Here is a 24,624-nt window from a genome sequence, read left to right as displayed (position 1 = left end):
GAACGAAACACATAAAACTATATTTACCATCACAAAAAAACGAACCACCAATCAAACATGTTGATTAGTGGTTCGTTTTTCACTTTGACTAACATACTTTTGTCCCAGCCTCTTTTTATTTAATCCGATAAATCTCCTACAATTTTTGTTCCGTGTAATTCAGTCGCCTGTGTGTCTTTTATAACCCGATCTGCGTTGCCTTCATGAATTCCTCCGCCGGGCAAAATAATAAGACGGTCATTGGCGTATGTGATCAGTTCTCGGATCACCTGCAAGTTTTGCAAAGCAGACCCTTTCCCACCTTTGGTCAAAATGCGGTCTGCTCCCATTTCACTAAGTATATCAATGGCTTTGTATTTATCTTTAATCTCATCAAATGCCATATGAAACGTAACGCTTAAAGGACGAGCTTCTGCTATTAATTCTTTAGTGCGTCCGTGATCGATTTCATTTTTTTCTGTTAATATGCCGAATACTACTCCGTTTACTCCAAGGTCTTTACATGCTTTAACGTCTTTTTTCATAATTTGAAATTCTGCTTCGGAATATAAAAAATCACCGCTTCTTGGGCGAATAATCACGTTGATATCTGTATCAAGGTGTTCACTTGCATGTTGAATGGTGCCGTAACTTGGCGTAGTGCCTCCTTGACTGAGATTGTCACATAATTCAATGCGGTCTGCTCCTAGCTTTTCCGCTTTTTTTGCCTGCTCATACCCTTCTACACACGCTTCTTTTATGTACTTCATACTCTCAACTCCTTTATTGGCTGTATAAATAAAGCCCATCTTTAAAAAGATGGACTTTCCTTTATTATTTAATCGCTTTATGAACTTTTAATTTCTTTCCTTTAATTGTTTTGTTTTTCATTGCTTGCAACACTTTGGGACCTTTTCCATTCAGAATCTCTACATACGAGACATTTTCTTGAATCGTAATAATTCCAATATCGTCTGCGGTTACTCCGTCTAATTTTGCGATTGTTCCTACAAAATCGACCGCTCGAATTTTCTTTTTCTTTCCTCCGTTAAAATACAGCTTCATAATGTCTTTATTTAATGACTCGCTTTTATCTTTTTTAACTTCTGGACGCTCATTAATTTTTTCATTAAAAGCGAATGCTGCCTGCTGTACTTCTTCTTTAGAAGGAGGAGTAGATACTGGAATCGAAAAACCAATATATTCTTCAATTTCCGATAGCATTCTCTCTTCATAAGGCGTTACAAATGTGATAGCCTTCCCTTTTTTACCGGCACGTCCCGTTCTTCCCGTACGGTGAACGTAGCTTTCTTTTTCCAACGGAAGGTCATAGTTAATAACGTGCGTGATATTATCAATATCAATTCCTCTCGCAGCTACATCTGTTGCTACTAAATAGCGGAATTTCCCTTTTTTGAAATCATTCATAACCTCAAAACGGTCTTCTTGCACCATTGCCCCATGAATTTTATCACAAGGATATCCAAGATCATCTAAATCATCTAACAGCGTATTTACCTGCTCTTGCGTGCGGCAAAAAATGATGCAGCTGTCTGGATTTTCTACTGTAGTTACGTCTTTCAGCAGTTCAAATTTACGTTCATTTTGTACTGTTATAACAGAATGGTCAATCGTGCTTGTTGTTAATCCGTTCGCTTTGATTTCAACATCAACCGGCTTCTTCATATATTTGCGAGACAGCTCTTCAATATCTTCAGGAAGCGTAGCCGAGAAAAGCATCGTTACACGCTCACTAGGAAGATGTTGAATAATTGCTTCCACTTGATCAATAAAACCCATATTTAGCATTTCGTCTGCTTCATCAATAACCAAATAACGAATTTTCTCTAATGCAAGCGTTTCTTTTTCTATATGATCAAGCACTCGTCCAGGCGTTCCCACGACAATATGTGTTTTTTGCTTTAATTCTACTTTTTGCTTGGCAAATGGTGATTTTCCATAGACAGCTGCTGCTTTAATTCTCTTAAAACGGCCGATATTGGTAATATCTTCTTTTACCTGTGCAGCCAGCTCTCGTGTAGGCGTTAACACTAAGGCCTGGGGCTTATTTTCTTCCCAATTAACTAATTCACACAGTGGAATGCCAAAGGAAGCCGTTTTTCCACTTCCTGTTTGAGACTTCACGACAACATCTCTTTCTTCTAGCGCGATGGGAAGCACCTTGCTTTGTACTTCCGTAGGATGATTGTATTGCAGGCTAGAAAGTGCCTTAGCTACCTTGTCACTAAGACCGTATTGACTAAAACTTCTTTGATTCATTTTGTACCCTCATTTATTTTAAATTAGTGATTATCTTTATCATGACCTGATGCACTATGTTTCATTATACTTTAATTCTTCTATACGCGCTCAAAATTTCAAATCACATCAGCCGCTTTTGAATATACACTCATTTTTAAAGTCCAACTTATTTTCAGTTCATACACCTACAATATACAAAATCAGTAAACTAACTAAGAAATAATAAGATAATAGCGCGCACTGTTAATAGTTTGTTTTGAATATGTAGCATAATCCGTACAATCTATCCACTTGTATTTATCTAATTTCTTTTCTAGCTTTTCACTAATTTCGTCTTCAATCTCGTGCATTAAAGCAACCGTTTCGTAAATGCTCATCCCAAAACGTTCAGCTGCTTGGTGGTGAGGAGACTGCTGTTTAAGGAGTGTTAAAAACTGTTTTTTCGTCTCAGCTTTTTGCGCTAAACGATCTTCGACTCCCTCAATGAATTGATATAGCATTCGCTTGTTAAAAGGAAGAGAAGCAATTATATCTCTTGCAAAAACCTCCATCATCTTTTCATTCATGGTCACTCCACCCTTCAACTTTAAAACAAATCATAGTTTTACTTATTTAGTTTTAATTATTATAAACGTAATGATTACGATTTACAATGTGGCATTCTTCCTAAACCAATGAAGAAAGTGAAAAAGCCGCTCTCTTATTAATAAGAAAACGGCTTTGGTATGAGCGATGAGGGATTCGAACCCCCGACCCCATCCCTGTCAAGGATGTATTCTCCCACTGAACTAATCGCTCGTAATATGTATTGACTATATTATAGAAAGAGTTATCCAATTTTGTCAACTATTTTTCCACAGTCCCCAAGTTGGAAGAACCGTCTTTACTTTTGATAAACTAAAAACATGCCATAAAGGAGCATGACGGGATGAAAGCACACGCTGAATTTTATTTTGATTTTGTCTGTCCACTATGTTTTCTAGCCACTAATCCTTTAAGAGAAGTCAGTAAAGAACAAAAAGCTGAGATTGAAAGAATTTGCTTCCAAAGAAACCATTAAAAAAACGCTGTTACATGAATATTCTGCTAAGCTTAAAGACAAAGAGAAATGATTCACTAAGAGGTGTATTTGATGAATATTAATTATTATTTTAGTCGGTTTTTAGCTAAGAAACCGGATAGTCCAACGTATGAAAACTTAGCTGCTTTACAGAACAAGCATATGCTTCATGTTCCGTTTGAGAACTTAGACGTTTTGTCTCAAACTCCTATTATCATTGATTTAGAACGGATCTTTCAAAAAGTAATTGTAAATTTGCGCGGAGGATTTTGCTACGAATTAAACGGTTTATTTGGCTGGCTGTTAAAAGAAAGCGGTTATGAAGTCTCGTACGTTTCAGCTACCGTCAAAAAACCCGATGGCACGTGGACCATTGAAGGAAGTCACGCTACAAACCTTGTGACAGTTAAAAATCAGTCTTATATCGTAGACGTTGGATTTGGAGATTCTGTTCGCAAGCCAATGCCTTTAAATGGCGAAGTAGTAAGAGATGTAAGCGGCTCTTATCGTATGACAAACGTTGCTGAGCATATGTATGATTTGCAGCGATGGGAAGATGATGTATGGAAAACGCTGTACCGTGTGTCTACGCTTCCTAAGAAACTGACAGACTTTACTCCCATGTGTGAGTTCAATCAAACGTCAGCTGATTCTCCGTTTGTACACAAACGCCTTGTTACGATCGCAACACCTACAGGGCGAATTACCCTCTCTGGTGAAACACTAACTGTAACAGACAGCGGAAAAAAGACGAAAAGAAACGTTTCAGAAGAAGAAGTTCCTGATATTTTGCAAAATCATTTTTATATTATTAAAGGGTTTTATTAATATGTCCTTACACAAAAAACCGGCCTCTTATGGGGTCGGTTTTTGTATAGGAGTAATCATCCTGTTTTCTACAGGCGACTTTAAAATAATTGAGGTATTCACATTTCCATAAGGAATCAGTTCATCCACGAGCATTCTAAGTCCATCCATTCCAGACACGGCTGCTTTGATAAAATAAGAAACCGGTCCCGTTACGCGATGACATTCAAGCACATCTTCATTTTGCTCAATAAAGTCTTCAAATTCCTCTGGTTTTCTTTTTAATTCGCTTACTTGAATAAACAGCTGTGTATCTCTCCCTAAAGCTTTCGGAGACACCGTAGCGCTGAAACGCTGTATCACTCCTCGTTCCTGAAGGCGCTGCAGCCTTTCTGATACGCTTGGACGGCTAAGAGCCAGCTTTTTTGATAAATCACTAATCGTCATACGCCCGTCTCTTTGCAAAATAGACAATAATTGTACATCGATTTGATCCATACAAACCTTTCCTTTCAAAATGAATATAATAAATAAAATCTTTATTCAAGTTGATAACAGAACAAGTATTATTTCCTTCATTTATACATGTGTTTTCTTTATTTAATATCCTATCATTAAAGTAGATAATTGAAAATGAAAATTCCGAAAAAACAAACAAAGGGGTTTATTTATGAAAAAAGTTTTATGGATTATTCTTGGATGTACGATTGCAAGTATTGGTGTTCTTATTTTGCGGCACTCTCACGTAGTGACGGGGGGAACAGCTGGTCTGTCTCTTAGCTTATCATATGCCCTTCCTTTGTCGTTTGCGGTGATTTTTTTTCTCATTAATATTCCTTTTTATCTCTTTTCCTTCTTTCAAATGGGATGGAAATTTACCGTCACAACTATAGGATCAGTGTCTTTGCTATCACTTCTCACTTCACTCGATCACTTGCTTCCTGCTTTTACACTTCCCAGCCTGATGGGTGCTGTTACGGGCGGACTAATTGCCGGTCTTGGCTTATCCATTTTATTTATGAACGGAGCTTCTCTTGGGGGTGCTAATATTCTAGCGTTATTCGCGCAGCGAAAATTCGGTTGGGATCCTGGAAAAGTGAATTTTTCATTTGATTTCCTCGTCGTGCTGTCGAGCATGTATTCAATTGGATTTTCAAAAGGAATTTTCTCTTTTATGTCCATTGCGATTACAGGGTTTGTCATCAGCTATTTCAAACAAAAAATTGCTTTACACAATCAATCGACACCCACTGCTGCCACACAGCCTTTAGATAATGTGCTCTCTAAATAAAAACCACGATTTAACTGTGACTAAATCGTGGTTTTCGTTTAAAGCTTTTCTACTTTTATAAAATCAAATTGGGCCTCATATCCTTCTCCTTGAGGACTACAAGCGTAAATCCCAACTTGAACAGGTTCTTTGGATGAGTGCAATAAGTGAGCGATTCGGAGCTGAGTCCAGGAATCTCCATCACTTGAATAACAAACGGTGTAATCATCATTTTTGCGCTGAATTTTAAAATAAAGCGCTGATTTGTTTTGAGTAAAATTTTGACTGGACCAATCTGAGAAGCCCTGGTTGGTTACGACTGCTCCTAATTGGTTAGGGCCATCGGGATTGTATTCAACTGACGTTTTGATCCACGTATCTTTTGATACACGAATCATGAGACCTGCTTGATCGTAGCGATTAACTGGATATGTATGCACCTTTGTCATGATTTCAAAGTCGCCTTCTACTTCACGATAAAGAAAGTGTCCATTGTCCGCTTCAAAGCCATAATGAGTACGCTGCCAAAAATCTGTTTTAGCGTCTGTTTTAATCACTAATCGATTCGTTTCCGTATCAATTTGAAATTGAGCTGGTGGACAATACCAAGAAACGTCTGAATCTAATTTTCCTTCTGAAAAGTTTGTGAAAAATACTAGTTGATTACTCACTCTCTGTCATTCCCTTCTTAGAAGCTATTGTTCTTCTATTTCTATTTTGCCATAATTTAACGAATAAATAAAATATTTTGATTATTTTTCTAGTAAATTCTTTTCTTTCATAAAAAAATAAGACTCTTTTACATAGAGTAAAAGAGTCTTATTTTTAGATTATTGCATTTAGAATAAGTGCTCCTGCAAAAGCAATAAAGGATAGAAGCGTTTCCAGAACAGTCCATGTTTTGAACGTTTCTTTTACTGTTAATCCTAAATACTCCTTCACCATCCAGAATCCAGCATCATTAACGTGAGAGAACATTAGTGAACCCGCGCCCGTAACAATAACCAGAAGTTCTAAATTAACACCAGACATGTGCTCAATGATCGGTGAAACAATACCCGCCGCTGTTGTTAATGCAACTGTTGCTGAACCTGTAGCGATACGGATTAATCCAGCAATTAAAAATGCAAGTACAAGTGGTGATAGAGATAGATGTTCAGACATTTGACCAATCGTTGTACCTACTCCACTATCGATTAATACTTGTTTGAAGCCACCGCCTGCACCAATAATCAAGACAATAGATCCTACAGGAAGCAAGCATTCTTCCGTTAGTTTTTTAATCACATCTTTTGTCATACCTTGACGTTTTCCAAGCAGGTAAAACGCTGCAAAACAAGAAATTAAAAGTGCAATTAATGGACTTCCTATTAATTCTACAAACTTCACTACGCCGCTTGGCAATCCGTTAATAATAGGCACTATTGCTGCTAAAACCATTAATAAAACAGGAAGTAAAATAACAAAGAATGAAACGCCTGTACCAGGAAGATCTTTAGATGTTGTCGTGATACGAATTAAATCCGGCTCTCCTTCTGGAATTACTCGTTTGTTAACCCATTTTGCAAAAACTGGTCCAGCGATAACTGCTGCTGGAATTGAAATGATTAACGCGTATAAAAGCACTTTCCCCGTATTTGCTCCGTAAATACTAATAGCTGCCATCGCTCCCGGATGAGGAGGAACGAGACCGTGAACAATTGATAATCCTGCAATAACTGGCAGAGCAATCAATAATATATTTTGTTTTGTTGTTTTATGAATCGAAATAACTAAAGGCAGTAAGATTAAAATTCCTACTTCGAAGAAAACAGGAATACCAATAATGAAACCTGCTACTAGCATTGCCCACGGCAATCTTTTCACACCGAATATTCTTACAAAATAATCCGCTACCTGCATGCCAGCGCCTGAATCAGCCATCAGCTTACCTAAAATTGTTCCCAGTGCTAAAATTCCTACTAAGTGTCCTAAAACACCGCCCACTCCCGTTTCGTAAGCGGCAACAATTTTATCCATTGATAACCCAGAAGCAATTGCTAAAAACAAACTCGCAACCGTTAAACTGATAAACGCATGCCATTTAAAAACTGAAACACCTACAATAACAATAACAATTGCGACAACCGTAATAGCTAATAAGTATGCATCCATCTTGCTTTCCACCTTCCTCTTAAGTAAACGCTTTCTTTATGTAGCAAAAAAGCTCTAAACCTGTTAATTTTTTAAAAAATACGTTTTAATTATCGAAATCGTTTACATTAATTAAATCAGAAAACGATTTCATCTTTTTATTACTTAAATTATATGAAAAAAAAATTCTTAAATCAATAAAAAAACTCAAAAAAATTTTATCAATTTTCTTCCATAGAGTTTCAACTCATAAAAAAATCCAATCATGTTAATGATTGGATTTATCTTATTTATTTAGTGATGGTGGGATCAGCGGTTTGACTGTCGATAATTGGTTTTTCGCTTGTTTTTAACGTTATTTCTTCATATTCTCCCGGCGCTAATACACTTTTATCTCCTCTCATGAGATACGTATAGGCGATGATAGAAATGAATAGACCAAATGTCCAGGCATTATCCCATAAAAAGCGCAGTCCAGGAATCAGTAAGCCTAAAACAGGTATGGCCACGCCAATTACTAATGCATAAATACCGTTTTTATTAAAACCAGTTGAATAACTATAGCGACCGTTTACCTCGTATAAATCCTTTAATGCCATCTGTCTCCTTCTTACAAGCCAGTAGTCAGCAATGGCGATGCCGTCTATAGGACCAAGCAGCGCTCCGTATGTTCCAAGCCATCCAAAGATATAATTCCCGAAATTAGACATGATGTACCATGGCTGAAGCAAAATAGCAAAGATACCGGTTACTAGCGCTCCCATCGCAAACGTGATTTTCTTTGGATTCAGATTCTCAATTGCACGGGCCGGCGCCACAATATTTGCTCCCACATTAATCGTTAAAGAAGAAAGCACGATAACGATTGTTCCTAAGAAAATGATAAACGGAGGGAATTTAGCTACTAACGCCACTGGATCCCAAATAGCTTCTCCGAATATAACGATGGTTGCCGAGGTAACAGCAATTCCAATAAATGAAAAAACACTCATCGTCAACGGCAAGGAGAAGGTTTGCGCAACCATTTGGGATTTCTGGCTTCTAGCATATCGACAAAAATCCGGAATGTTCAAAGCGAGCGTCGCCCAAAATGCAATGACTCCGGTTAAAGCAGGGAAAAATACAGCTAGAAATTCTCCGGTGGATGTAAATTTAGAAGGCGTAGATAAAATGGGTCCCCACCCTCCTGAGTTTGTATAAGCCCATATAAAAAGAATAATAGCTGAAATACCAATAACCGGAGCAGCAATCGCTCCTAACACTTTAATTGCTTGCGGTCCTTTATACGCCACTCCTACATTTAAAAGCCAAAAGAGAGCAAATACAATGGCTGTATGACCAGCTAAACCATTCCAAGATGAAAATGAAGCGCTTAGCAGTGTATCAATTGCTTCCGTTCCAATCCATGTATTAATTCCAAACCATCCAGCAGCCACAATAGCCCTAGCCAGTGCTGGGATATGTGCTCCTTTATCTCCAAACCACAGGCGGGCAAATACCGGATAAGGAATGCCAAACTTGGTTCCAGCGTGAGAATTAAGCAAAATAGGAATAAGAACAATTACATTTCCTAAAAAGATTGTACCAATTGCCTGCCACCAGTTCATTCCAAGCGTCATCATTCCGCTCGCCATTGTGTAAGCTGGAATACACAGACACATCCCAATCCAAAGCGTGGCAAAGTTAACTCCTTTCCAAGAATGTTCTTTCATCGTAGTAGGACGTAAATCTTCATTCCAAAGATCGCTGCCGCTCAGCTGATTGTGCGTCTCATCTGTGAGCGTCACAATTCCATCTTGCTCGATTTGTGTTTTCATCCATAAAACCCCTTTTCATAAAATAAGTTCATTTCAAAAAACAAATTTTATTTGAATTTTCTGAAATATAAAGGCGTTTGTGACGATTCCTTCTAGTATGTGATCAATACTAACGTTATTCCTTATTATATTTAATGCGAAACAGGGATACACTGGACAAATTGTAACATTATTTGAGGGAACTTTTATATATTGTGTAGTGTTAACTCTTTTGGTTGTTAGATAACCTAACACACAAAAAATCATCGCCTGAAAGCTTCAAGCGATGATTTTTGAACTTAATGTACGTATTTTTTTTGAAAAGCCGTAATGCTTTCGTATTCTTCTTTAAATAAACGAGCCAAACGAATATAGATAGTCGTTAACTCTTTATATACTTCACTGTTTTCTTTGATTGGATAATGATGATTAGTCGCTCCAACCATATCGGAAACAACGTTTAATGAGTCGACTTCGCCAAGGCTATATAAGCCAAGAATAACTGCTCCTAGACATGAACTTTCAAAGCTTTCCGGCACGGATACTTCTTGGTTAAAAATATCTGCCATCATTTGGCGCCAAAGTGCGGAACGTGCAAATCCGCCTGTTGCCTGAATTTTTGTAGGTTCTCCAATTAACTCTTCAAGTGCTAATAATACCGTATACAAGTTAAAAATAACGCCTTCTAATACGGCGCGAATCATATGTTCTTTTTTATGATGCAAACCTAGGCCAAAGAACGAACCTTTAGCATTTGCATCCCAAAGCGGCGCACGCTCTCCTGACAGGTATGGATGAAACAATAAGCCGTCTGCTCCAGGTTTCACTAAAGCCGCAATATCCGTTAATACTTCATATGGATCTTTTCCAAGACGTTTAGCTGTTTCGACTTCCGACGCTCCAAATTGATCACGAGCCCATCTAAAAATCATGCCTCCGTTATTTACAGGGCCGCCAATTACCCAGTGGTCTTCTGTCAACGCATAACAGAAAATACGACCTTTAGGATCGACTACTGGCTTGTCAGTGACTGCTCGAATAGCTCCGCTTGTCCCAATTGTTACTGCAACAACGCCTGGTTCAATCGCATTTACACCTAAGTTTGATAATACGCCATCGCTTGCACCTACAATAAAGGGCGTATCCGGCAGTAAGTGCATCTCAACTGCAAGCTCTGTGTTTAGCCCTTTCACTTGATGCATAGTTGAAACAGGAGTGGATAGCTGATCTGTCGTCACACCTGCTACTTTTAATGCTTCTTCATCCCACGCAAGATTTTTCAGATTAAATAAACCTGTTGCTGATGCAATCGAATAGTCGATCACATATTCGTTAAACAACTTAAAGAATACATATTCTTTAATTGAAATAAACTTATGTGTTCCCTTCACTAATTCAGGCTGTTCATTAGAAAGCCATGTTAGCTTGGAAAGTGGCGACATCGGGTGAATAGGCGTGCCTGTACGTAAATAAATCTCATGGCCGTTGTATTCATTTTTAATTTTTTCCGTCCATTCTGCACTTCTATTATCGGCCCACGTAATACATTTTGTCAGCGGCTTTCCCTGCTGATCAACGGCAATAACACTGTGCATAGCTGAGCTGAATGAAACGCATAAAATATCCTCAGGTTTTACATCGCTTGTTTTTACAACCGTTTGAATGGTACGTACAACTGCTTGAAAAATTTCTTCAGGATCTTGCTCAGCCATCGCGGGCGTAGGCGAGTATAGTGGATACTCAATCCCATGGTTAGCAATGACTGTACCGTCTACTGAAAATAATACAGACTTTGTACTCGTTGTTCCGATATCTACACCTATTGCATATTTTTTGCTCATGCTGCTGTCCCCCTACTTTACTACTTTACTTATTTACAACACCGTGACCGCCGAATTCATTTCGAAGTGCTGCTACAACTTTTCCTGTAAATGTATCTTCCTCTAATGAACGATAGCGCATCATTAGCGATAAAGCAATAACAGGAGTTGCCGTTTGAAGATCAAGGGCAGTCTCTACGGTCCATTTCCCTTCACCAGAAGACTGCATGACTCCTTTAATACTATCTAGTTTAGGATCTTTTGAAAACGCATTTTCCGTTAGTTCCATTAACCAAGAGCGAACGACAGATCCGTTATTCCAAACGCGCGCTACGGCTTCATAGTCGAAATCAAACTGACTTTTTTCCAGAACTTCAAATCCTTCAGCAATGGATTGCATCATTCCATATTCTACACCATTATGAACCATTTTTAAAAAGTGACCGCTTCCGCTTTTGCCTGCGTACATAAATCCATTTTCTACGCAAATATCACTAAAAATTGGTTCAATTGTACGGAATGCTTCTGCATCTCCGCCAATCATTGTACACGCTCCGTTTCTTGCACCTTCCATTCCGCCGCTTGTCCCTACATCAAAGAAGTAAATACCTTTTTCCTGAAGATCCTGAGCACGTCGAACAGATTCTTTATAATTAGAGTTTCCTCCATCTATTACAATATCTCCTTCTGACAGAAGGTCTTTTAGTTCTGTAATCACATTTTCCGTTACTTCTCCAGCCGGAACCATAACCCATACAACTTTAGGTGAAGGGGGAAGTTCGTTGACTAGCTCTTCAATAGTAAAGGCACCAGCTGCTCCTTCATTTGAAAGTTTTTCTACCGCTTCTTTATTCACATCATAAGCTACAACTTCATGATGGTTGTCCATTAAATTTAATGATAAATTATATCCCATTTTTCCTAAACCGATTAATCCAATTTTCATTTTATAAACTCCCTTTGAAAAAAAATTTCACATTACCTCCATTATACGAATTATTTTTCATTTTGCAATCGTTTACAAGAAAATTTTTTTCACACATATTTTTGTGCTATACTCTTTTTACTACTAAATTCGTGGAAAGGAACATCAGTTATGACGCAAAATTGTTTAGGAAAAATTCGTTCTCACTATGCTAGATTCAGTGAAAAAGAGAAAAAAATTGCAAATTATATTTTAGAACAGCCGGAACAAATTATTCACAGTACCATTAACGAAGTAGCAGACGATTTAAATGTAGCTGATGCAACAGTCTTTCGCTTTTGTAAACGAATTGGCTTCAAGGGCTATCAGGCGATGAAAATAGCGCTGGCTGCTGAAATTATGACGCCTATTCAGCAGATTCACGAGGAAATTGCTGAAACGGATAATGAAAAAACGATCGCTGAAAAAATCTTTCGCTCCAACGTGCGAACGCTTGAGAATACATTACAAATACTAGAGGGCAATGCTATTGAAAAAGCCGTCAAACTTTTAATGAAGGCCGATAAAGTTCAATTTTATGGCACGGGAGGCTCTTCAGTCGTAGCTATGGATGCTTTTCATAAATTTGTGCGAACAGGAATTAAAACGTTTGCATTTATCGATTCCCATTTCCAGCTTATGTCCGCTTCTCAATTGACGAAACAAGATGTAGCGGTAGTGATTTCTCATTCTGGAACAAATAAAGACACGATGAACATTTTAAATACAGCAAAAGCGAACGGCGCCAAAACGATTGGGATCACGGGTTTTCCTAAATCTCCATTAAGTCAAAACGTTGACGTTTCTCTTTATACAAGTTCAGAAGAAACCGAATATCGATCTGAAGCTCTCGCCTCGAGAATTGGACAGCTAAGCCTCATTGATGCTTTGTATGTTAATGTAATGATTGCGAATAAAGACACCTCTAAACACTCGCTTGAAAAAGTACGCGATGCTATTGCTGAAACTAGAATTTAATGTTTCGCCCTTATATATTCTTCAACTACAACATCAAACAGAGCATAAAATATATGCTCTGTTTAGTGCAGTTCTTCACTTAAAATTTTCAGGTTTTCATTCTCATTTAACATTTTCTAAGTTGCTACATATGATAAAGCACAACTTTTAAAAAGTAGGTGAAGTGTGTATGGATATTATCTATCGCACTGCAAAACTAGATGATTATACAGAAGTAAATAAAATATTAGGGGAATCACTAGAACTCCACGCAAATGCGCTCCCTTCTATGTTTGATAACCAAATGGCTGTTTTATCTCCAGAACAATATCAAGCTACCCTTTATTATGCAACCATTGATATTCTTGTAGCTCAATATCGAAATCAAATTATTGGAGCGTCTGTTGTTGAATTAAAATATAACCCTCCCACCACGTTAGCTCCGCTTTCCTACACAGCATACATCCAATATTTTGGTGTAAAAAAAGGCTTTCAAAATTATGGGGTAGGAAAAGGTCTTTTTTCTGCTACGAAACAGTGGGCTGTACAAAAAGGAGCAAATGACCTCCAGCTTACCGTATGGGCATTTAACGAAAAAGCACGTGCTTTTTATGAAAGTCTTGGGCTGGAAAACTTAAGCTATCTTATGACTACTTCACTACAGCCATAAATCGTTCCATTAACGCAGGCTAGGCACGTATCTCCTACGTGCCTAGCCTCCGTTATTCAAATAAAAGACTAAATCATTTTAACGCGTTAATTTACGCAGCTTATATACATACTAAAAGAAGTTTATTACGTAGCCGGATTGCCTTCTTGCAGCTGTTCTTGTTCATCACGCTGACGGTGAGCCAAACGACTTGCCGCACTAGAAGCTACGCTCGCTACCAAATCATCTAAAAAGGTATTAACTCCTTTTTCTTTTTTACAGTCCAGCTTTTCAATAATACCTACTTTTACTTTATCTAAATAGCCAAAGGTCGTAACAGCGATACTGCCATAGGTTAAAACGGCACCTAAAGCAATCGTTTCGTCAACGCCAAACAACCCTTCGTCTTGTTCTACAATACTTTGAAGAGGTTCTGATAATTTATTTTGCTCAGCTAACTTATCAAGTTCGATTCCAACTAGAAGGGCATGCTGAATTTCTCGCTTTTGCAGTACTCTCTCTACGCTTTCAGCGCATTCCTGAATGGTTAGAGCTGGATGATAAGGAAGCTGTAAATCATACACAATTTCAGCAATATCCAAAACTGTTACGCCACGCTCTTCCAGCAAATTAAATGTTGCCTTTGCTACTTCTTTGCTCGTTGGGATTTTTTTCGCTGTCATGTCTCTCTCTCCTTTTCAAGTTGTTGTCTCTCTTTATACTAAATTCGATGAGAGCCGCTAAAAACCTTTTTTGTTCATCCGCCTGAGTTCATAAACTCGTCACATATCTCTTTAGGCGCTCATTACATTTACTTGCTATAATAAAATTATCGAATCAGGAGGTTTGTCTACTGTGGAAGAAAAACAAAGTAAATTTAGCAGAGGCTTATTATTATTTTTCATTGGCGCAACAGCCCTTTTCTTTATCATCTTAATCGTTCTGTTTCTCATGTCTACTTTTGGAAAAAGCGAAAAAGAAGCTGTGGCTCTGCTCGCAGGAAATCACTATGCTATCGTTAAAGAAGAGAATTCATATACTCTTTATGATCAAAAAGAAAACAAGCCTATTTTGAAAGATGTAAACGGCTATTTCGGTGCTCGCAATATCCGAAGTTATGTAAAGAATGACACAGAATTGGTTTCGATTGATGAAAAAGAAGAGGAATATACGAAAAAACCGCTAGAAAAAGCCACTCAAGCAGAAAAAGATATGTTTAAAAAGATGAAAAAATTAGATTAACAAAAAAACGAATCATCAATCAAACTGTTTGATTGATGATTCGTTTTTTTTGTTAAAGTGGACGCAGATTTTATCTGTTTCATTCCTTCTATCAGTTGGTTGGAGGGCAAGGCGAAGATTTCTGCGGAAACAGCGGAACAGGTGAGACCCCGCAGGAGCACAAGCGACGAGGAGGCTCACCGCCCGCCCGCGGAAAGCGGAGTCTTGCACGGAAATCAACTGCGGCCGAGCAAGCTGCCCAGATTATATATCCAGATTGTTCATGCTTGGATGAAATTCATTTCGTTACGTCCCAACCTCTTTTTTTAGCAACGCATGCCTCTTTCTCGTCATTCGCTAAAAAATTCGTTACAATAAAATAAAGAACGATTTTTAGAAAATGTGTTACAATAAAGGTAACGCTTTCATTCAAATGCATAGGAGTCGATTATTCATGTCAGAAAGTAAGCGGAAGTTAGAAGAAATTTCTTTTTATAGTGACGCACTGCAAGAAGATGTCACGTTACTAGTCTATTTGCCGTCAAACTATTCTACGCTCTATAAGTATTCTCTACTTATCGCCCAAGACGGAAAAGATTATGTTATGTACGGACGTACACCTCGTTTAATCGATGATTTAATGAACGAGTCAGAAATCGATCGTACTATTTTTGTTGGAATTCCATATAAAAGCGTGGAAGACAGACGCGATAAGTATCATCCAGAAGGAAAGCAGGTAGATGCTTACATTCGCTTTTTAGCACATGAACTTGTGCCATTTTTGGATAAAACATATCCTACATATCAAATGGGAAAATCGCGTGTTCTAATTGGTGATTCGCTTGCTGCTACAGTTTCACTGCTGACGGCCATTGCGTATCCTCACACGTTCGGGAAAGTAATTATGCATTCTCCTTTCGTGAACGATGCTGTATTACAAACGGTCAACTCATTTGCTTCTCCTTCACTTCTGGATTTGTATCATGTTATTGGAACGGAAGAAACGGATGTCAAAACAACACAAGACGGTATATTGAACTTTATTGAGCCTAACCGCCTGTTGCACGAACAAATGAAGCAGCGTGGATATTCTATTTTCTACGAAGAATTTAATGGAAATCATACGTGGAAATACTGGCAAAAAGACGTAAAGCGGTCGCTTCAATATATGTTGAAGTAGAAAGATATCATATTTTTTGAAAATTTGTTATAATAAGCTCGCTTTATACATATTTTATGATCTTACTTTGGAGGGATTTTTTATGAAATTTGGCGTTGTACTTTTTCCATCTAAAAAATTGCAAGATGTAGCGAATTCTTATCGAAAGCGCTATGATTCTCACTATTCATTAATTCCGCCTCATCTTACATTAAAAGAAGTCTTTGAAGCTACAGAAGACCAAATTGACGAAATTGCGGCTAATTTGCGTAAAATTGCCGAAGAAACAAATCCATTTACATTAAATGTAACGAAAGTAAGCTCATTTTCACCAGCCAATAACGTTATTTACTTAAAAGTGGAACAAAAGCCAGAACTGACGTCACTTTACAATAAACTTCATGAAGGCAATCTCGAACAACCAACTGAGTATTCATTTATTCCACATATTACAATTGGTCAACGACTTTCAGATGATGAGCACTTAGATGTGTATAGCCAGTTGAAGCTTGTAGATGTCGCTCATGAAGAAACAGTTGATCGCTTTCATTTAATGTACCAGCTTGAAAATGAAACATGGACTGTGTTTGAAACATTTCGTCTTGGAAAGGGATAAGATACGTGAACATCAAAGTACTAACGAACAAACAAGATCCTTCTGATGCTTACTTCGTACGTCAAAAAGTATTTGTAGAAGAACAGCAGGTTGATGTAGAGCAAGAAATCGATGAATACGATTCCGAAGCCCTGCATTTAGTTGTATACAAAGGAAATGCACCAATTGGGGCAGGACGCTTCCGTATGGTAGAGGACTATGGAAAAGCCGAACGAATCTGCGTTCTTTCTTCTTATCGAAAAGACGGTGTAGGAAAGCTTTTGATGGATAAGTTAGAAGAGATCGCAGCAGAGCATGAGATTGAAAAGATTAAGCTGCATGCTCAAACGCATGCGGAAGGATTTTATAAAAAGCTAGGCTACGTAACGGTTTCAGGTGAATTTATGGATGCTGGAATTCCACATGTGGAGATGGTAAAGAAACTAAGTAAAAAACACTAGGAATTGAACCTGGTGTTTTTGCTTTTTTAAAGGATAAGAACCTTTGCTTTGCTTATACTAATACCTAATCATGTGAATTAGGTGAAAATATGGATGAACTTATCGGAATTGCACTAGAACTCTTTATCGGATTTATCTGCTTGTTTATCTTAACTAAATTTTTAGGCAGAGCGACGATCACTCAGCTTACCACTTTTGATTTTATCTCTGCTCTTGTATTAGGAGAGTTAGTAGGAAATGCGTTATATGACTCAGAAGTAGGCATAGGCAAAATTTTATTTGCTGTTATCTTTTGGGGAGCGCTTATTTATGTCACCGAAGTTATTACTCAAAAAAATATTCGCCTGCGCTTGTTTTTAGAAGGACGGCCATCTATTATTATTCGAAAAGGGAAAATTTCGTACAAAGAACTTAGCAAAAATCGATTAGATATCGATCAGCTTCTTCATATGCTGCGTTCAAAAGACATATTTTCCATTCGTGAAGTTGAATATGCGATTTTAGAAACAGATGGCTCGCTAAGCGTATTGCCAAAATCTGATTATGCTAAGCCAACAAGAAGCGATCTGCAGCTGCCTCCTTCTGAACCTGTTTTATCTATCGCCTTCGTCAGTGATGGACGTTTGCTTTTGAAAAACTTAATTCAGTCAGGCTTTGATGAAGACTGGCTAAAGAAACAATTAAAAAAACAGGGATTTACCGATTATAAACAGGTGCTTTATGCTGAATGGCAGCAGGGCCGTACACTTTTTATTGAATCTTACTAAGGTGTTTTTTACTTGTTCATTACTTTGTTAAAAATCGTGAGCGCATTCATTCTGCTGCGTTCACGATTTTTTCTATTATACCCGTGTATTAATCACTAGGCCCTTATTTGTTAGCTTGCTGTATACACGCTCTGCTGCTTGAAGCTTTTTTCGCTTTTGTACTGAACTTGGCGTCAATTCCAATGAGTGAGAACGCGATTCAAACTCTTCGTCAAAGCTTTTTTTCTGGACAGGCCAAATACGATTTGAAAAAGAAGCATTATTTTTTTGAAGGCGATTTGCATATTGAATAGACTGATAAGGCGTGACGGGCAGTATATATCCCATATGAACCCTCCTCTTTTTCAAGATACCTTCTACTCCCAGACCTCAGTATTTTTCGCAAGAAGTATCGACATTGAAACAGCTCACTTACGCCCTCTTCTAGACTTGTTCAAAACAGATAGCACTTTGTATCTATACCTCCTTTTTTTGAACATATGTGATCTCTTACTCAATATATACCCTTTTTTATATCGTATCCCTCCAAAAATATCCGTACTCTTTTTAAAAAAAGATGATTTTGATATGATAGACTTTGATTATAGAATAAAAACTGTGCGTATATACACATCTATATCGATGTAGAACAAGAGCGGCTTCTTGCTTTAACTCCCTCTTATTTACTATTGATTGTTCATGTTTTACAAAGGAGGCCATGTTTTTTGCAACGTGCACTTTATCAAAAACAGATACTTAATCTTGCTATAACGGCTAGAGACCGATTTCAATATTTATATGAAGCTAGTCTCCGAGGAGAAATAACATGTGCTCACTGCGGAGAACCAGTTAAATTATATCTGGGGATTGAACATTCTCCTTACTTTTATCATGCTCAAGTTCCTCATGAAAGAGAAGAGTGTTCAGACACACTATCAGAAACAACAGCTGTACAACAAATAAAAGAAACTCCGGCTGAATACAGAGAAACCAATGGATTTCGTATTCCTAAAGGACGAGCTATTGGTGAGAAAAATTCAACTGTAAAAGAGAAAGCGACATGGAGGTCTTCCGCGCCTTTTTCAAGTGTTCCTGCTTTTCGCTCAAAACCACCTGTTCCTAAACACTCTGACTCTACTTATTTAAATGAATTTAAAGAGAGCGGTATTGAATTAGATTCGAACCAATGGAAAGCTGTTACACATTCAGAAGGACCTCTTCTTATTCTAGCCGGTGCAGGAAGCGGAAAAACGCGTGTGTTAACAGCTCGCACCGCATATATGATACAAGAAAAACAAATTGATCCAAAATCCATTATGCTGGTGACTTTCACGGCTAAATCAGCTAAAGAAATGAAAGAACGATTGGCTACATATCCAAAGATGTCCGGCTTACATCTTCGTCAAATGCTAGTTGGAACTTTTCACAGCATTTTCTTACGTATGATTGTTCATCACAATCCTCAAGCGTGGCAAATGGATCGCCTGCTGAAATGGGATTGGCAAAAAGAACAGATCGTGAAAGAAGCAGCAAGAGAGCTCCACGTGGATGAAAAAGATTTCCCGTTTGATCAGGCACTTCAGCAAATCGGCTATTGGAAAAACACGCTTGTTGGCGTGAAAGATGTTCGCCCAAAAGACAAATGGGAACAAGATGTGCACTTTTTATATCGTCGCTATGAAGAAGTCAAAAAGCAAAAACAGCTATTCGATTTTGATGACATGCTGTATGGATGTTATGAAATGCTAAAACAAAATCCCGATTTGCTAACTCGTTATCAAAAAAGATTTCGCTATTTTTTAATTGACGAATTTCAAGATATCAATAAAGTTCAATATAAAATTATGAAAATGCTAAGTGAAGACTCTAAAAACTTGTGTGTCGTAGGAGATGATGATCAATCAATTTACGCTTTCCGCGGAAGCGACCCTTCGTTCATCTTAAACTTTGAAAAAGATTTTGCTCATACAACTGTTATTACGTTAAACCAAAATTATCGTTCAGCTCACGCCATCGTTTCTTCCGCTAATAAAGTAATTGCACGAAATACAGCGCGCCGACAAAAAGAAATGGCTGCCCAGTTTGATAATGAGTTAAGACCTACCTTCTTCTTTCCATACGACGAAGAAGAAGAAGCAACAATGATTGTAACGGATATGAAAGAAAAGATTAAGCAAGGAGCTTCTCCAACTGACTTCGCGGTCTTGTACCGAACTCACGCTTCTTCACGCGCCATCTTTGAACGTTTATCGCAGTCAAACCTGCCATTTTCAATCGAACAAGATGCGGATTCGTTTTATAAAAGAAGAATGGTTCGAAGTTTACTTTCATTTCTACGCTTGAGCGTGAATCCAAATGACGCAAGTTCGCTACAAGATTTAGTGAACGCACTCTTTTTAAAGAAAACAGCAGTCAATGACTTAAAAGCAGCAAGTATTCTTCATGATGGTACATTTATTGATGCGCTTGAATATCTTCAAGATTTAAAACCGTTTCAGCAAAAAAAGCTCAAGAAAGTAATTCCTTTATTCAAGTCGCTAAAATCAATGTCTCCTTCTTTGGCACTTGAGACGATTTCTAAGGATATGGGATTCGATGATTTTGTCAAAAAACGAGGAAATGAAGGAAATATGATGGAAAAAGGTTCGGATGACGTGCGGGATTTAAAAGTTGTAGCACGTAAATTCAAAACCGTACCTGAACTGTTAGAGCATGTGGATCATATGATTGCCATGAACACAGAGATGAAAGCTTTAAGCAAGCAATTTAATGAAAGTATTCAGCTAACCACCATTCACCGAGCAAAGGGTCTTGAATATAAGCATGTATACGTACTGAGCAGCGTAGACGGAGGATTGCCTCATGATTATGCACTCGAAGCTTATCGAGGCGGAGATGATGTGCCGCTTCAAGAAGAACGCCGCCTTTTATATGTAGCCATGACGCGTGCACAGAATTCACTTTACTTATCTGTTCCGCAAACTAGAAGAGGTAAAACCGCTTATCCTTCAAGATTTCTGAAGTCTTTTATAAAAAAAGTATAAAGCAAAAAAGGCTGGGACAAAAGTATTTTAGTCAAATTGAAGTACGAACGGTTAATCAAAATTATTGATTAACCGTTCGTACTTTTTATTGTCATGTACATGTAGAGTTAATATATTTAGTTGCTTCTAGCTGTTGATTGGAGGGCTCTTTGGGGAAAAGCGGAAGGGATGAGACCCCGTAGGAGCTCATGTATCCAATTTTCTCCTCTTTAGATTGGATTGATTTCGTTACGTTTCAACCTCTATTATTAACCAAACATTCCACTAAGAGGTAGATATTCATAAGTAGATGCGTTACACTACGTTATGTACTGCATTACTATATTTTAGGAGGTTCCATTATTGAACGCAAAGCTTATTCATGAAAATGAAAAGATTTTTTTCATTTTGTGTATGGTTATCAGCTTATTAACCTATTTGTTTTTAATTATTTCACTCGTCGGCATTCTCTACATTGCAATCGGTTTTTTCATTACATTTATGCTACACGGTTTCTCTATTGCTCAAATTCGCAATAATGGAGTTAGATTGACAGAGAAGCAGTTCCCGCATACTTATCATCAGGCAAAACATTTATCTTCAGAGCTGGATTTAGAGCTGCCCGATATTTATATTGTTCAATCAGGCGGCTTATTAAACGCGTTTGCTACACGTTTTTTTGGACGTCACTTTGTCGTTTTATACTCCGACATTGTTGAAATGATTGAAGATAATCAAGAAAAAGAACTTTCTTTTATCATTGCCCACGAATTAGTTCATATCAAACGTAAGCACACACTCTACCACTCACTTATTCTACCTGCTCTTTGGGTTCCTTTTTTAGGAAAAGCTTACTCTAGGGCCTGTGAATATACATGTGATCGCATAGCTTCCGTTGCGATTGGTGATGCAAAAGCTGCCACTCAAGCACTCACTATACTTGCGGTTGGTCATTGTCTAAATAAAAAAGTAAATCAGGAAGAATTTGTTCATACGCACTCACAGGAAAAAGGTTTTTTTATGTGGTTGAATCAAGCTACTTCAACTCACCCTCCTATCGCTCATCGTATTAAAGAAATTAATTACTTAGCACAGCATCCCGAACTGTTTGATCTTGATTCTAACGCATTTCAAACAAATGAAATTGCCTAAATGGAAAAAAGCCCTGACACCTCAGGGCTTTATATAAAAATATTAAATTATTTTTTCTCATTTAGCATTTTAGCGATGGTCGCAAAATCAATGGATTGATTATTGTTTGCAATCGCCTTAACAATTTGTTCTTCTTTTTGTTTTGAAATTGGCTTATTCGCAATTTGTGCTACTCGCTTCACAATATTACGCACCGTTTGCTCATCTTTAAAATTAGCATTTTGTACAGAATTCGCAAGTTCAAAAATATCCTTCATATTAACGCCTGTTTTCTTTTCTATATTTTTAAACATATTATTATCCATTTTGCATGACCTCCTTTATTTATACTTCATCGTATGCACCATGTGCCTAGATGGTGCCCTTTACATTTAATAAAAAAATAAAGTGCGAGTGAAACTTCACCCGCACTTTTCGGTGCCTTATTCATAGAAGGGATTAATTGTAAAAACAAACACAACCAACAATAATTAATAGAATGAATAATACAACGATTAACGCAAAACCACCGCCGTAGCCACCACCGTAACCACAACCACCGTAGCCAAATCCGCAGCCCATAATATTACACCCCCTCTGTTTTACTCTCTATACTGTATGTTCAATAATATGATTTTGTATGGGCTTTTCAACTGTGTACATTAAATTTCATTGTCCAAACGGATCTTCAGCATCTTGCTCATCAAGTCTTTTTACATTTTGCTGCAGTTTCCTCTCTTGCTGTTCCATCTGATTTTCTGCTTTTTCTACTTCTTTCATTCTCTTTCGATGTTCTCCCATCATATGCTGTTCAAAAAACCGTTCAAATTCATCGAAAAAATCTGGCATCTCTACACCTCTCTCCACTCCATGTAAAAAAGCATTGTCCGAGTGACAATGCTTCTATTGCTTATCGCTTTGGTAACTTTGAACCGCAGCCGCAACCACCTTGTTTTGGAGAAGGGTACTGGACTGGCTTAGGAATGGCATGCCCTTTCTTCACCGATTGTTTTGTCATTGGTTGTGGATGATAAGGCAGGGGCTGAGGGTATTGATTAGGATTATAATTATAATGATAATACATCATGTTTCCCTCCTTTTCACAGCATCCTATCTATAACATTATATTCAGGACTAAAGAAAGACGTTCTATCTTATTTGTCCATTTTGCGCTGCAGGGACAAAAATAAATCCGTGCTGTTTTTTTGTTTCCTCACTCTCGGTCTTTCTCCTCCCTTTTGCTCTGTCACTTCACGCAGCCGATTTTGCAGTTCTTGAATTGTCCCTTGAGCTTGATGATTGTACTGTACAATAGACTGTTCGGTTTTTGATTTTTGTTCATTGACGCATGCTTTAAGCCAATCTATTTTTTCCTCTAGCTTCTTTTTTTCTTCTTCATGCTTTTGCTGTAATTCCAATAACTCTTCCTTCATATCTTCATATTCAAATTCTTGGTGCTTGAATTTTTGATATTCTTCTTTATAAAAAGCCAACTCCGACTTCAATGAAGCAATATATTGTTTTGTTTTTTCCTCGCTCATGCCCTTCACTCCTCCATTATAAATAACCCACAGCTTCTAAAAAATCAGTTAAAGATGAATAACACTTTTTATTAACATGAATATGCTGTAATTGAGTTTATTATTTCCTTCATTTTTTATGCTCGCTCCAACTAGGATTTATTCCGATAAATTCCGCTTTTACTAAGGAACATAAAAGCAGGTCATTCATACACTATAGTAGTCCGATACCTAGTAACGAAAAGCGTAAAGGAAGGACAATTACAATTAGGAGGTTTAAAAATGGCAGAACTTTTTGAATCATTATGTATCCGCGTACCTAAAGTGTACGACTGGGTTAGACGTCAAGTTGTTTTACCACAAATCTTTACGAACGACACTTCATTATTTGAAGAAGAAGCACTTAAAGATTTAGGCCATGACGTAGAAGTGGAAATTGTTTTAACAGATAGTGAAGGTCACCCTGTAGATCCTTCAGATGAAGACGCACTTGATAACGTGATTGAGCTTGTGCCGCACGGTGGTCGCAGACCTAAAAAAATTGTGTTACCAGATGGAGAAGTTGTTGTTCTTCATGAAGTAAAATTATCAATTAGCGGCTTTTACCGAGTTAAGTTAATTGAATTGAATGGACATCACAAACACGATGAGGTTGAATCTAGCGTTATTCCTTGGAAAATACATCAAACATTCTATTTATGCGCCCCGGAAGGAACAGAACCTGTTGTCCACCTTGAATCTTTTGAAGGAACTGACGGTTCTCTCAGATTATCAGATTGTCACTTACAGCAATTAAGCTTTGATCTTATGTTATGCCTAAGTGTTCAAATTGAAAAAGATGTTAAAGTTGAAGTAGAAGGAAGCTTCTGCTACCCTCGCCCTGAAATCATTTCTACAAGCAGCTGCTCACCTATTGAATATCCACCTCAATGTGATGCTATTTTCCCTGGAAGACCACATCACGATGATTTTGATGGAGACGATGTAGAGTCAGGCTTCGACCATCACGAATTTGATTAACAAGATAAAAAGCCAGAGGAGAATATTTCTCCTCTTTTTTCATCCTTTACG

29 protein-coding genes and 1 tRNA gene are annotated in these 24,624 nt (G+C 37.7%); 13 read left to right on the top strand and 17 right to left on the bottom strand.

What is annotated here, in order from left to right:
• Positions 1-119 precede the first annotated feature (119 nt).
• The 4 genes from CEQ83_RS03870 to CEQ83_RS03855 form a co-directional block, all read right to left on the bottom strand.
• The gene (locus CEQ83_RS03870; protein WP_033578077.1) at positions 120-749 is read right to left on the bottom strand and encodes a copper homeostasis protein CutC; all 630 of its coding nucleotides are present in this window, start codon (positions 747-749) and stop codon (positions 120-122) included.
• 64 nt (positions 750-813) lie between these two features.
• Complete coding sequence (locus tag CEQ83_RS03865) at positions 814-2,259, bottom strand: DEAD/DEAH box helicase (protein ID WP_034269394.1); 1,446 nt, start codon at positions 2,257-2,259, stop codon at positions 814-816.
• Positions 2,260-2,453: 194 nt separating this feature from the next.
• Positions 2,454-2,807 carry a hypothetical protein gene (locus CEQ83_RS03860; RefSeq protein WP_034269391.1) on the bottom strand — a complete coding sequence of 118 codons (354 nt, stop codon included), beginning with the start codon at positions 2,805-2,807 and terminating at the stop codon, positions 2,454-2,456.
• Positions 2,808-2,967: 160 nt separating this feature from the next.
• Positions 2,968-3,039, bottom strand: a tRNA-Val gene (locus CEQ83_RS03855).
• A 334-nt stretch (positions 3,040-3,373) separates the two neighbouring features.
• On the opposite strand from CEQ83_RS03855, the gene CEQ83_RS03845 reads away from it, so the two are divergent.
• Positions 3,374-4,129: an arylamine N-acetyltransferase family protein gene (locus CEQ83_RS03845; protein ID WP_028412326.1), complete on the top strand. Its 756-nt coding sequence runs from the start codon at positions 3,374-3,376 to the stop codon at positions 4,127-4,129.
• A 27-nt stretch (positions 4,130-4,156) separates the two neighbouring features.
• Here the strand turns inward: CEQ83_RS03845 and CEQ83_RS03840 are convergent, their stop codons facing one another.
• On the bottom strand, positions 4,157-4,606 hold the full coding sequence (locus tag CEQ83_RS03840) for an Lrp/AsnC family transcriptional regulator (protein ID WP_028412327.1): 450 nt from the start codon (positions 4,604-4,606) through the stop codon (positions 4,157-4,159).
• 172 nt (positions 4,607-4,778) lie between these two features.
• Here CEQ83_RS03840 and CEQ83_RS03835 point away from each other — a divergent pair, with 172 nt between their 5' ends.
• The gene (locus CEQ83_RS03835) at positions 4,779-5,399 is read left to right on the top strand and encodes a YitT family protein (protein WP_028412328.1); all 621 of its coding nucleotides are present in this window, start codon (positions 4,779-4,781) and stop codon (positions 5,397-5,399) included.
• Between the two features lie 38 nt (positions 5,400-5,437).
• On the opposite strand, the gene CEQ83_RS03830 is transcribed toward CEQ83_RS03835, so the two are convergent.
• The 5 genes from CEQ83_RS03830 to gnd all read right to left on the bottom strand — a co-directional run bounded on the left by CEQ83_RS03830 (position 5,438) and on the right by gnd (position 12,073).
• Positions 5,438-6,049: a DUF1349 domain-containing protein gene (locus CEQ83_RS03830; protein WP_063248132.1), complete on the bottom strand. Its 612-nt coding sequence runs from the start codon at positions 6,047-6,049 to the stop codon at positions 5,438-5,440.
• Positions 6,050-6,203: 154 nt separating this feature from the next.
• Entirely contained in the window at positions 6,204-7,532 is a 1,329-nt protein-coding gene (locus CEQ83_RS03825) for a GntT/GntP/DsdX family permease (RefSeq protein WP_034269380.1), read from the bottom strand.
• Between the two features lie 269 nt (positions 7,533-7,801).
• On the bottom strand, positions 7,802-9,328 hold the full coding sequence (locus CEQ83_RS03820; RefSeq protein WP_033578068.1) for an NCS1 family nucleobase:cation symporter-1: 1,527 nt from the start codon (positions 9,326-9,328) through the stop codon (positions 7,802-7,804).
• A gap of 278 nt (positions 9,329-9,606) precedes the next feature.
• Entirely contained in the window at positions 9,607-11,148 is a 1,542-nt protein-coding gene (gene gntK / locus CEQ83_RS03815) for a gluconokinase (RefSeq protein ID WP_028412332.1), read from the bottom strand.
• 25 nt (positions 11,149-11,173) lie between these two features.
• Positions 11,174-12,073 (bottom strand): phosphogluconate dehydrogenase (NAD(+)-dependent, decarboxylating), encoded by a 900-nt coding sequence (gnd, locus tag CEQ83_RS03810; protein WP_028412333.1) that lies wholly within the window; start codon positions 12,071-12,073, stop codon positions 11,174-11,176.
• A gap of 150 nt (positions 12,074-12,223) precedes the next feature.
• On the opposite strand from gnd, the gene CEQ83_RS03805 reads away from it, so the two are divergent.
• Complete coding sequence (locus CEQ83_RS03805; protein WP_014461544.1) at positions 12,224-13,069, top strand: MurR/RpiR family transcriptional regulator; 846 nt, start codon at positions 12,224-12,226, stop codon at positions 13,067-13,069.
• Between the two features lie 169 nt (positions 13,070-13,238).
• Positions 13,239-13,718: a GNAT family N-acetyltransferase gene (locus CEQ83_RS03800; protein ID WP_028412334.1), complete on the top strand. Its 480-nt coding sequence runs from the start codon at positions 13,239-13,241 to the stop codon at positions 13,716-13,718.
• 125 nt (positions 13,719-13,843) lie between these two features.
• Here CEQ83_RS03800 and CEQ83_RS03795 read toward each other — a convergent pair whose 3' ends face one another.
• Positions 13,844-14,380 carry a phosphatidylglycerophosphatase A family protein gene (locus CEQ83_RS03795; protein ID WP_028412335.1) on the bottom strand — a complete coding sequence of 179 codons (537 nt, stop codon included), beginning with the start codon at positions 14,378-14,380 and terminating at the stop codon, positions 13,844-13,846.
• A 172-nt stretch (positions 14,381-14,552) separates the two neighbouring features.
• Between CEQ83_RS03795 and CEQ83_RS03790 the strand changes: the two genes are divergently transcribed.
• The 6 genes from CEQ83_RS03790 (at position 14,553) to CEQ83_RS03770 (ending at position 17,900) form a co-directional block, all read left to right on the top strand.
• Positions 14,553-14,939, top strand: a complete 387-nt coding sequence (locus CEQ83_RS03790) for a hypothetical protein (RefSeq protein WP_028412336.1) — start codon at positions 14,553-14,555, stop codon at positions 14,937-14,939.
• Between the two features lie 95 nt (positions 14,940-15,034).
• Positions 15,035-15,301: a hypothetical protein gene (locus tag CEQ83_RS26920; RefSeq protein WP_081732847.1), complete on the top strand. Its 267-nt coding sequence runs from the start codon at positions 15,035-15,037 to the stop codon at positions 15,299-15,301.
• Positions 15,302-15,372: 71 nt separating this feature from the next.
• A complete protein-coding gene (locus CEQ83_RS03785) occupies positions 15,373-16,098 on the top strand; it encodes an alpha/beta hydrolase (protein ID WP_155010426.1) in 726 nt (241 codons plus the stop codon).
• An 82-nt stretch (positions 16,099-16,180) separates the two neighbouring features.
• On the top strand, positions 16,181-16,693 hold the full coding sequence (locus CEQ83_RS03780; RefSeq protein ID WP_013055455.1) for a YjcG family protein: 513 nt from the start codon (positions 16,181-16,183) through the stop codon (positions 16,691-16,693).
• A 5-nt stretch (positions 16,694-16,698) separates the two neighbouring features.
• A complete protein-coding gene (locus tag CEQ83_RS03775) occupies positions 16,699-17,133 on the top strand; it encodes a GNAT family N-acetyltransferase (protein ID WP_028412338.1) in 435 nt (144 codons plus the stop codon).
• 89 nt (positions 17,134-17,222) lie between these two features.
• A complete protein-coding gene (locus tag CEQ83_RS03770) occupies positions 17,223-17,900 on the top strand; it encodes a DUF421 domain-containing protein (RefSeq protein ID WP_028412339.1) in 678 nt (225 codons plus the stop codon).
• A gap of 75 nt (positions 17,901-17,975) precedes the next feature.
• Here the strand turns inward: CEQ83_RS03770 and CEQ83_RS03765 are convergent, their stop codons facing one another.
• Positions 17,976-18,227: a hypothetical protein gene (locus tag CEQ83_RS03765; RefSeq protein WP_033578061.1), complete on the bottom strand. Its 252-nt coding sequence runs from the start codon at positions 18,225-18,227 to the stop codon at positions 17,976-17,978.
• A gap of 377 nt (positions 18,228-18,604) precedes the next feature.
• Here CEQ83_RS03765 and CEQ83_RS03760 point away from each other — a divergent pair, with 377 nt between their 5' ends.
• Positions 18,605-20,923 (top strand): ATP-dependent helicase, encoded by a 2,319-nt coding sequence (locus CEQ83_RS03760; RefSeq protein WP_098113530.1) that lies wholly within the window; start codon positions 18,605-18,607, stop codon positions 20,921-20,923.
• Positions 20,924-21,265: 342 nt separating this feature from the next.
• Positions 21,266-22,054 carry a M48 family metallopeptidase gene (locus CEQ83_RS03755; protein WP_028412342.1) on the top strand — a complete coding sequence of 263 codons (789 nt, stop codon included), beginning with the start codon at positions 21,266-21,268 and terminating at the stop codon, positions 22,052-22,054.
• 47 nt (positions 22,055-22,101) lie between these two features.
• Here CEQ83_RS03755 and CEQ83_RS03750 read toward each other — a convergent pair whose 3' ends face one another.
• From CEQ83_RS03750 to CEQ83_RS03735, 5 genes are all read right to left on the bottom strand, one after another.
• Entirely contained in the window at positions 22,102-22,359 is a 258-nt protein-coding gene (locus tag CEQ83_RS03750) for a sporulation-specific transcription regulator SpoVIF (RefSeq protein ID WP_013055449.1), read from the bottom strand.
• Between the two features lie 133 nt (positions 22,360-22,492).
• A complete protein-coding gene (locus tag CEQ83_RS03745; RefSeq protein WP_013055448.1) occupies positions 22,493-22,615 on the bottom strand; it encodes a YjcZ family sporulation protein in 123 nt (40 codons plus the stop codon).
• Between the two features lie 87 nt (positions 22,616-22,702).
• The gene (locus CEQ83_RS03740; protein ID WP_014461555.1) at positions 22,703-22,882 is read right to left on the bottom strand and encodes a hypothetical protein; all 180 of its coding nucleotides are present in this window, start codon (positions 22,880-22,882) and stop codon (positions 22,703-22,705) included.
• Between the two features lie 61 nt (positions 22,883-22,943).
• Entirely contained in the window at positions 22,944-23,120 is a 177-nt protein-coding gene (locus CEQ83_RS26915; protein ID WP_167387307.1) for a hypothetical protein, read from the bottom strand.
• A 67-nt stretch (positions 23,121-23,187) separates the two neighbouring features.
• Positions 23,188-23,574 (bottom strand): hypothetical protein, encoded by a 387-nt coding sequence (locus CEQ83_RS03735; RefSeq protein ID WP_028412343.1) that lies wholly within the window; start codon positions 23,572-23,574, stop codon positions 23,188-23,190.
• A gap of 261 nt (positions 23,575-23,835) precedes the next feature.
• Here CEQ83_RS03735 and CEQ83_RS03730 point away from each other — a divergent pair, with 261 nt between their 5' ends.
• Positions 23,836-24,573, top strand: a complete 738-nt coding sequence (locus tag CEQ83_RS03730; RefSeq protein WP_028412344.1) for a BMQ_0737 family morphogenetic spore coat protein — start codon at positions 23,836-23,838, stop codon at positions 24,571-24,573.
• The last annotated feature ends 51 nt before the right edge of the window (positions 24,574-24,624 follow it).

The organism is Priestia megaterium (genome assembly GCF_009497655.1).
GTDB lineage: Bacteria > Bacillota > Bacilli > Bacillales > Bacillaceae_H > Priestia > Priestia zanthoxyli.
This window is presented reverse-complemented; position numbering and strand designations above follow the sequence as displayed.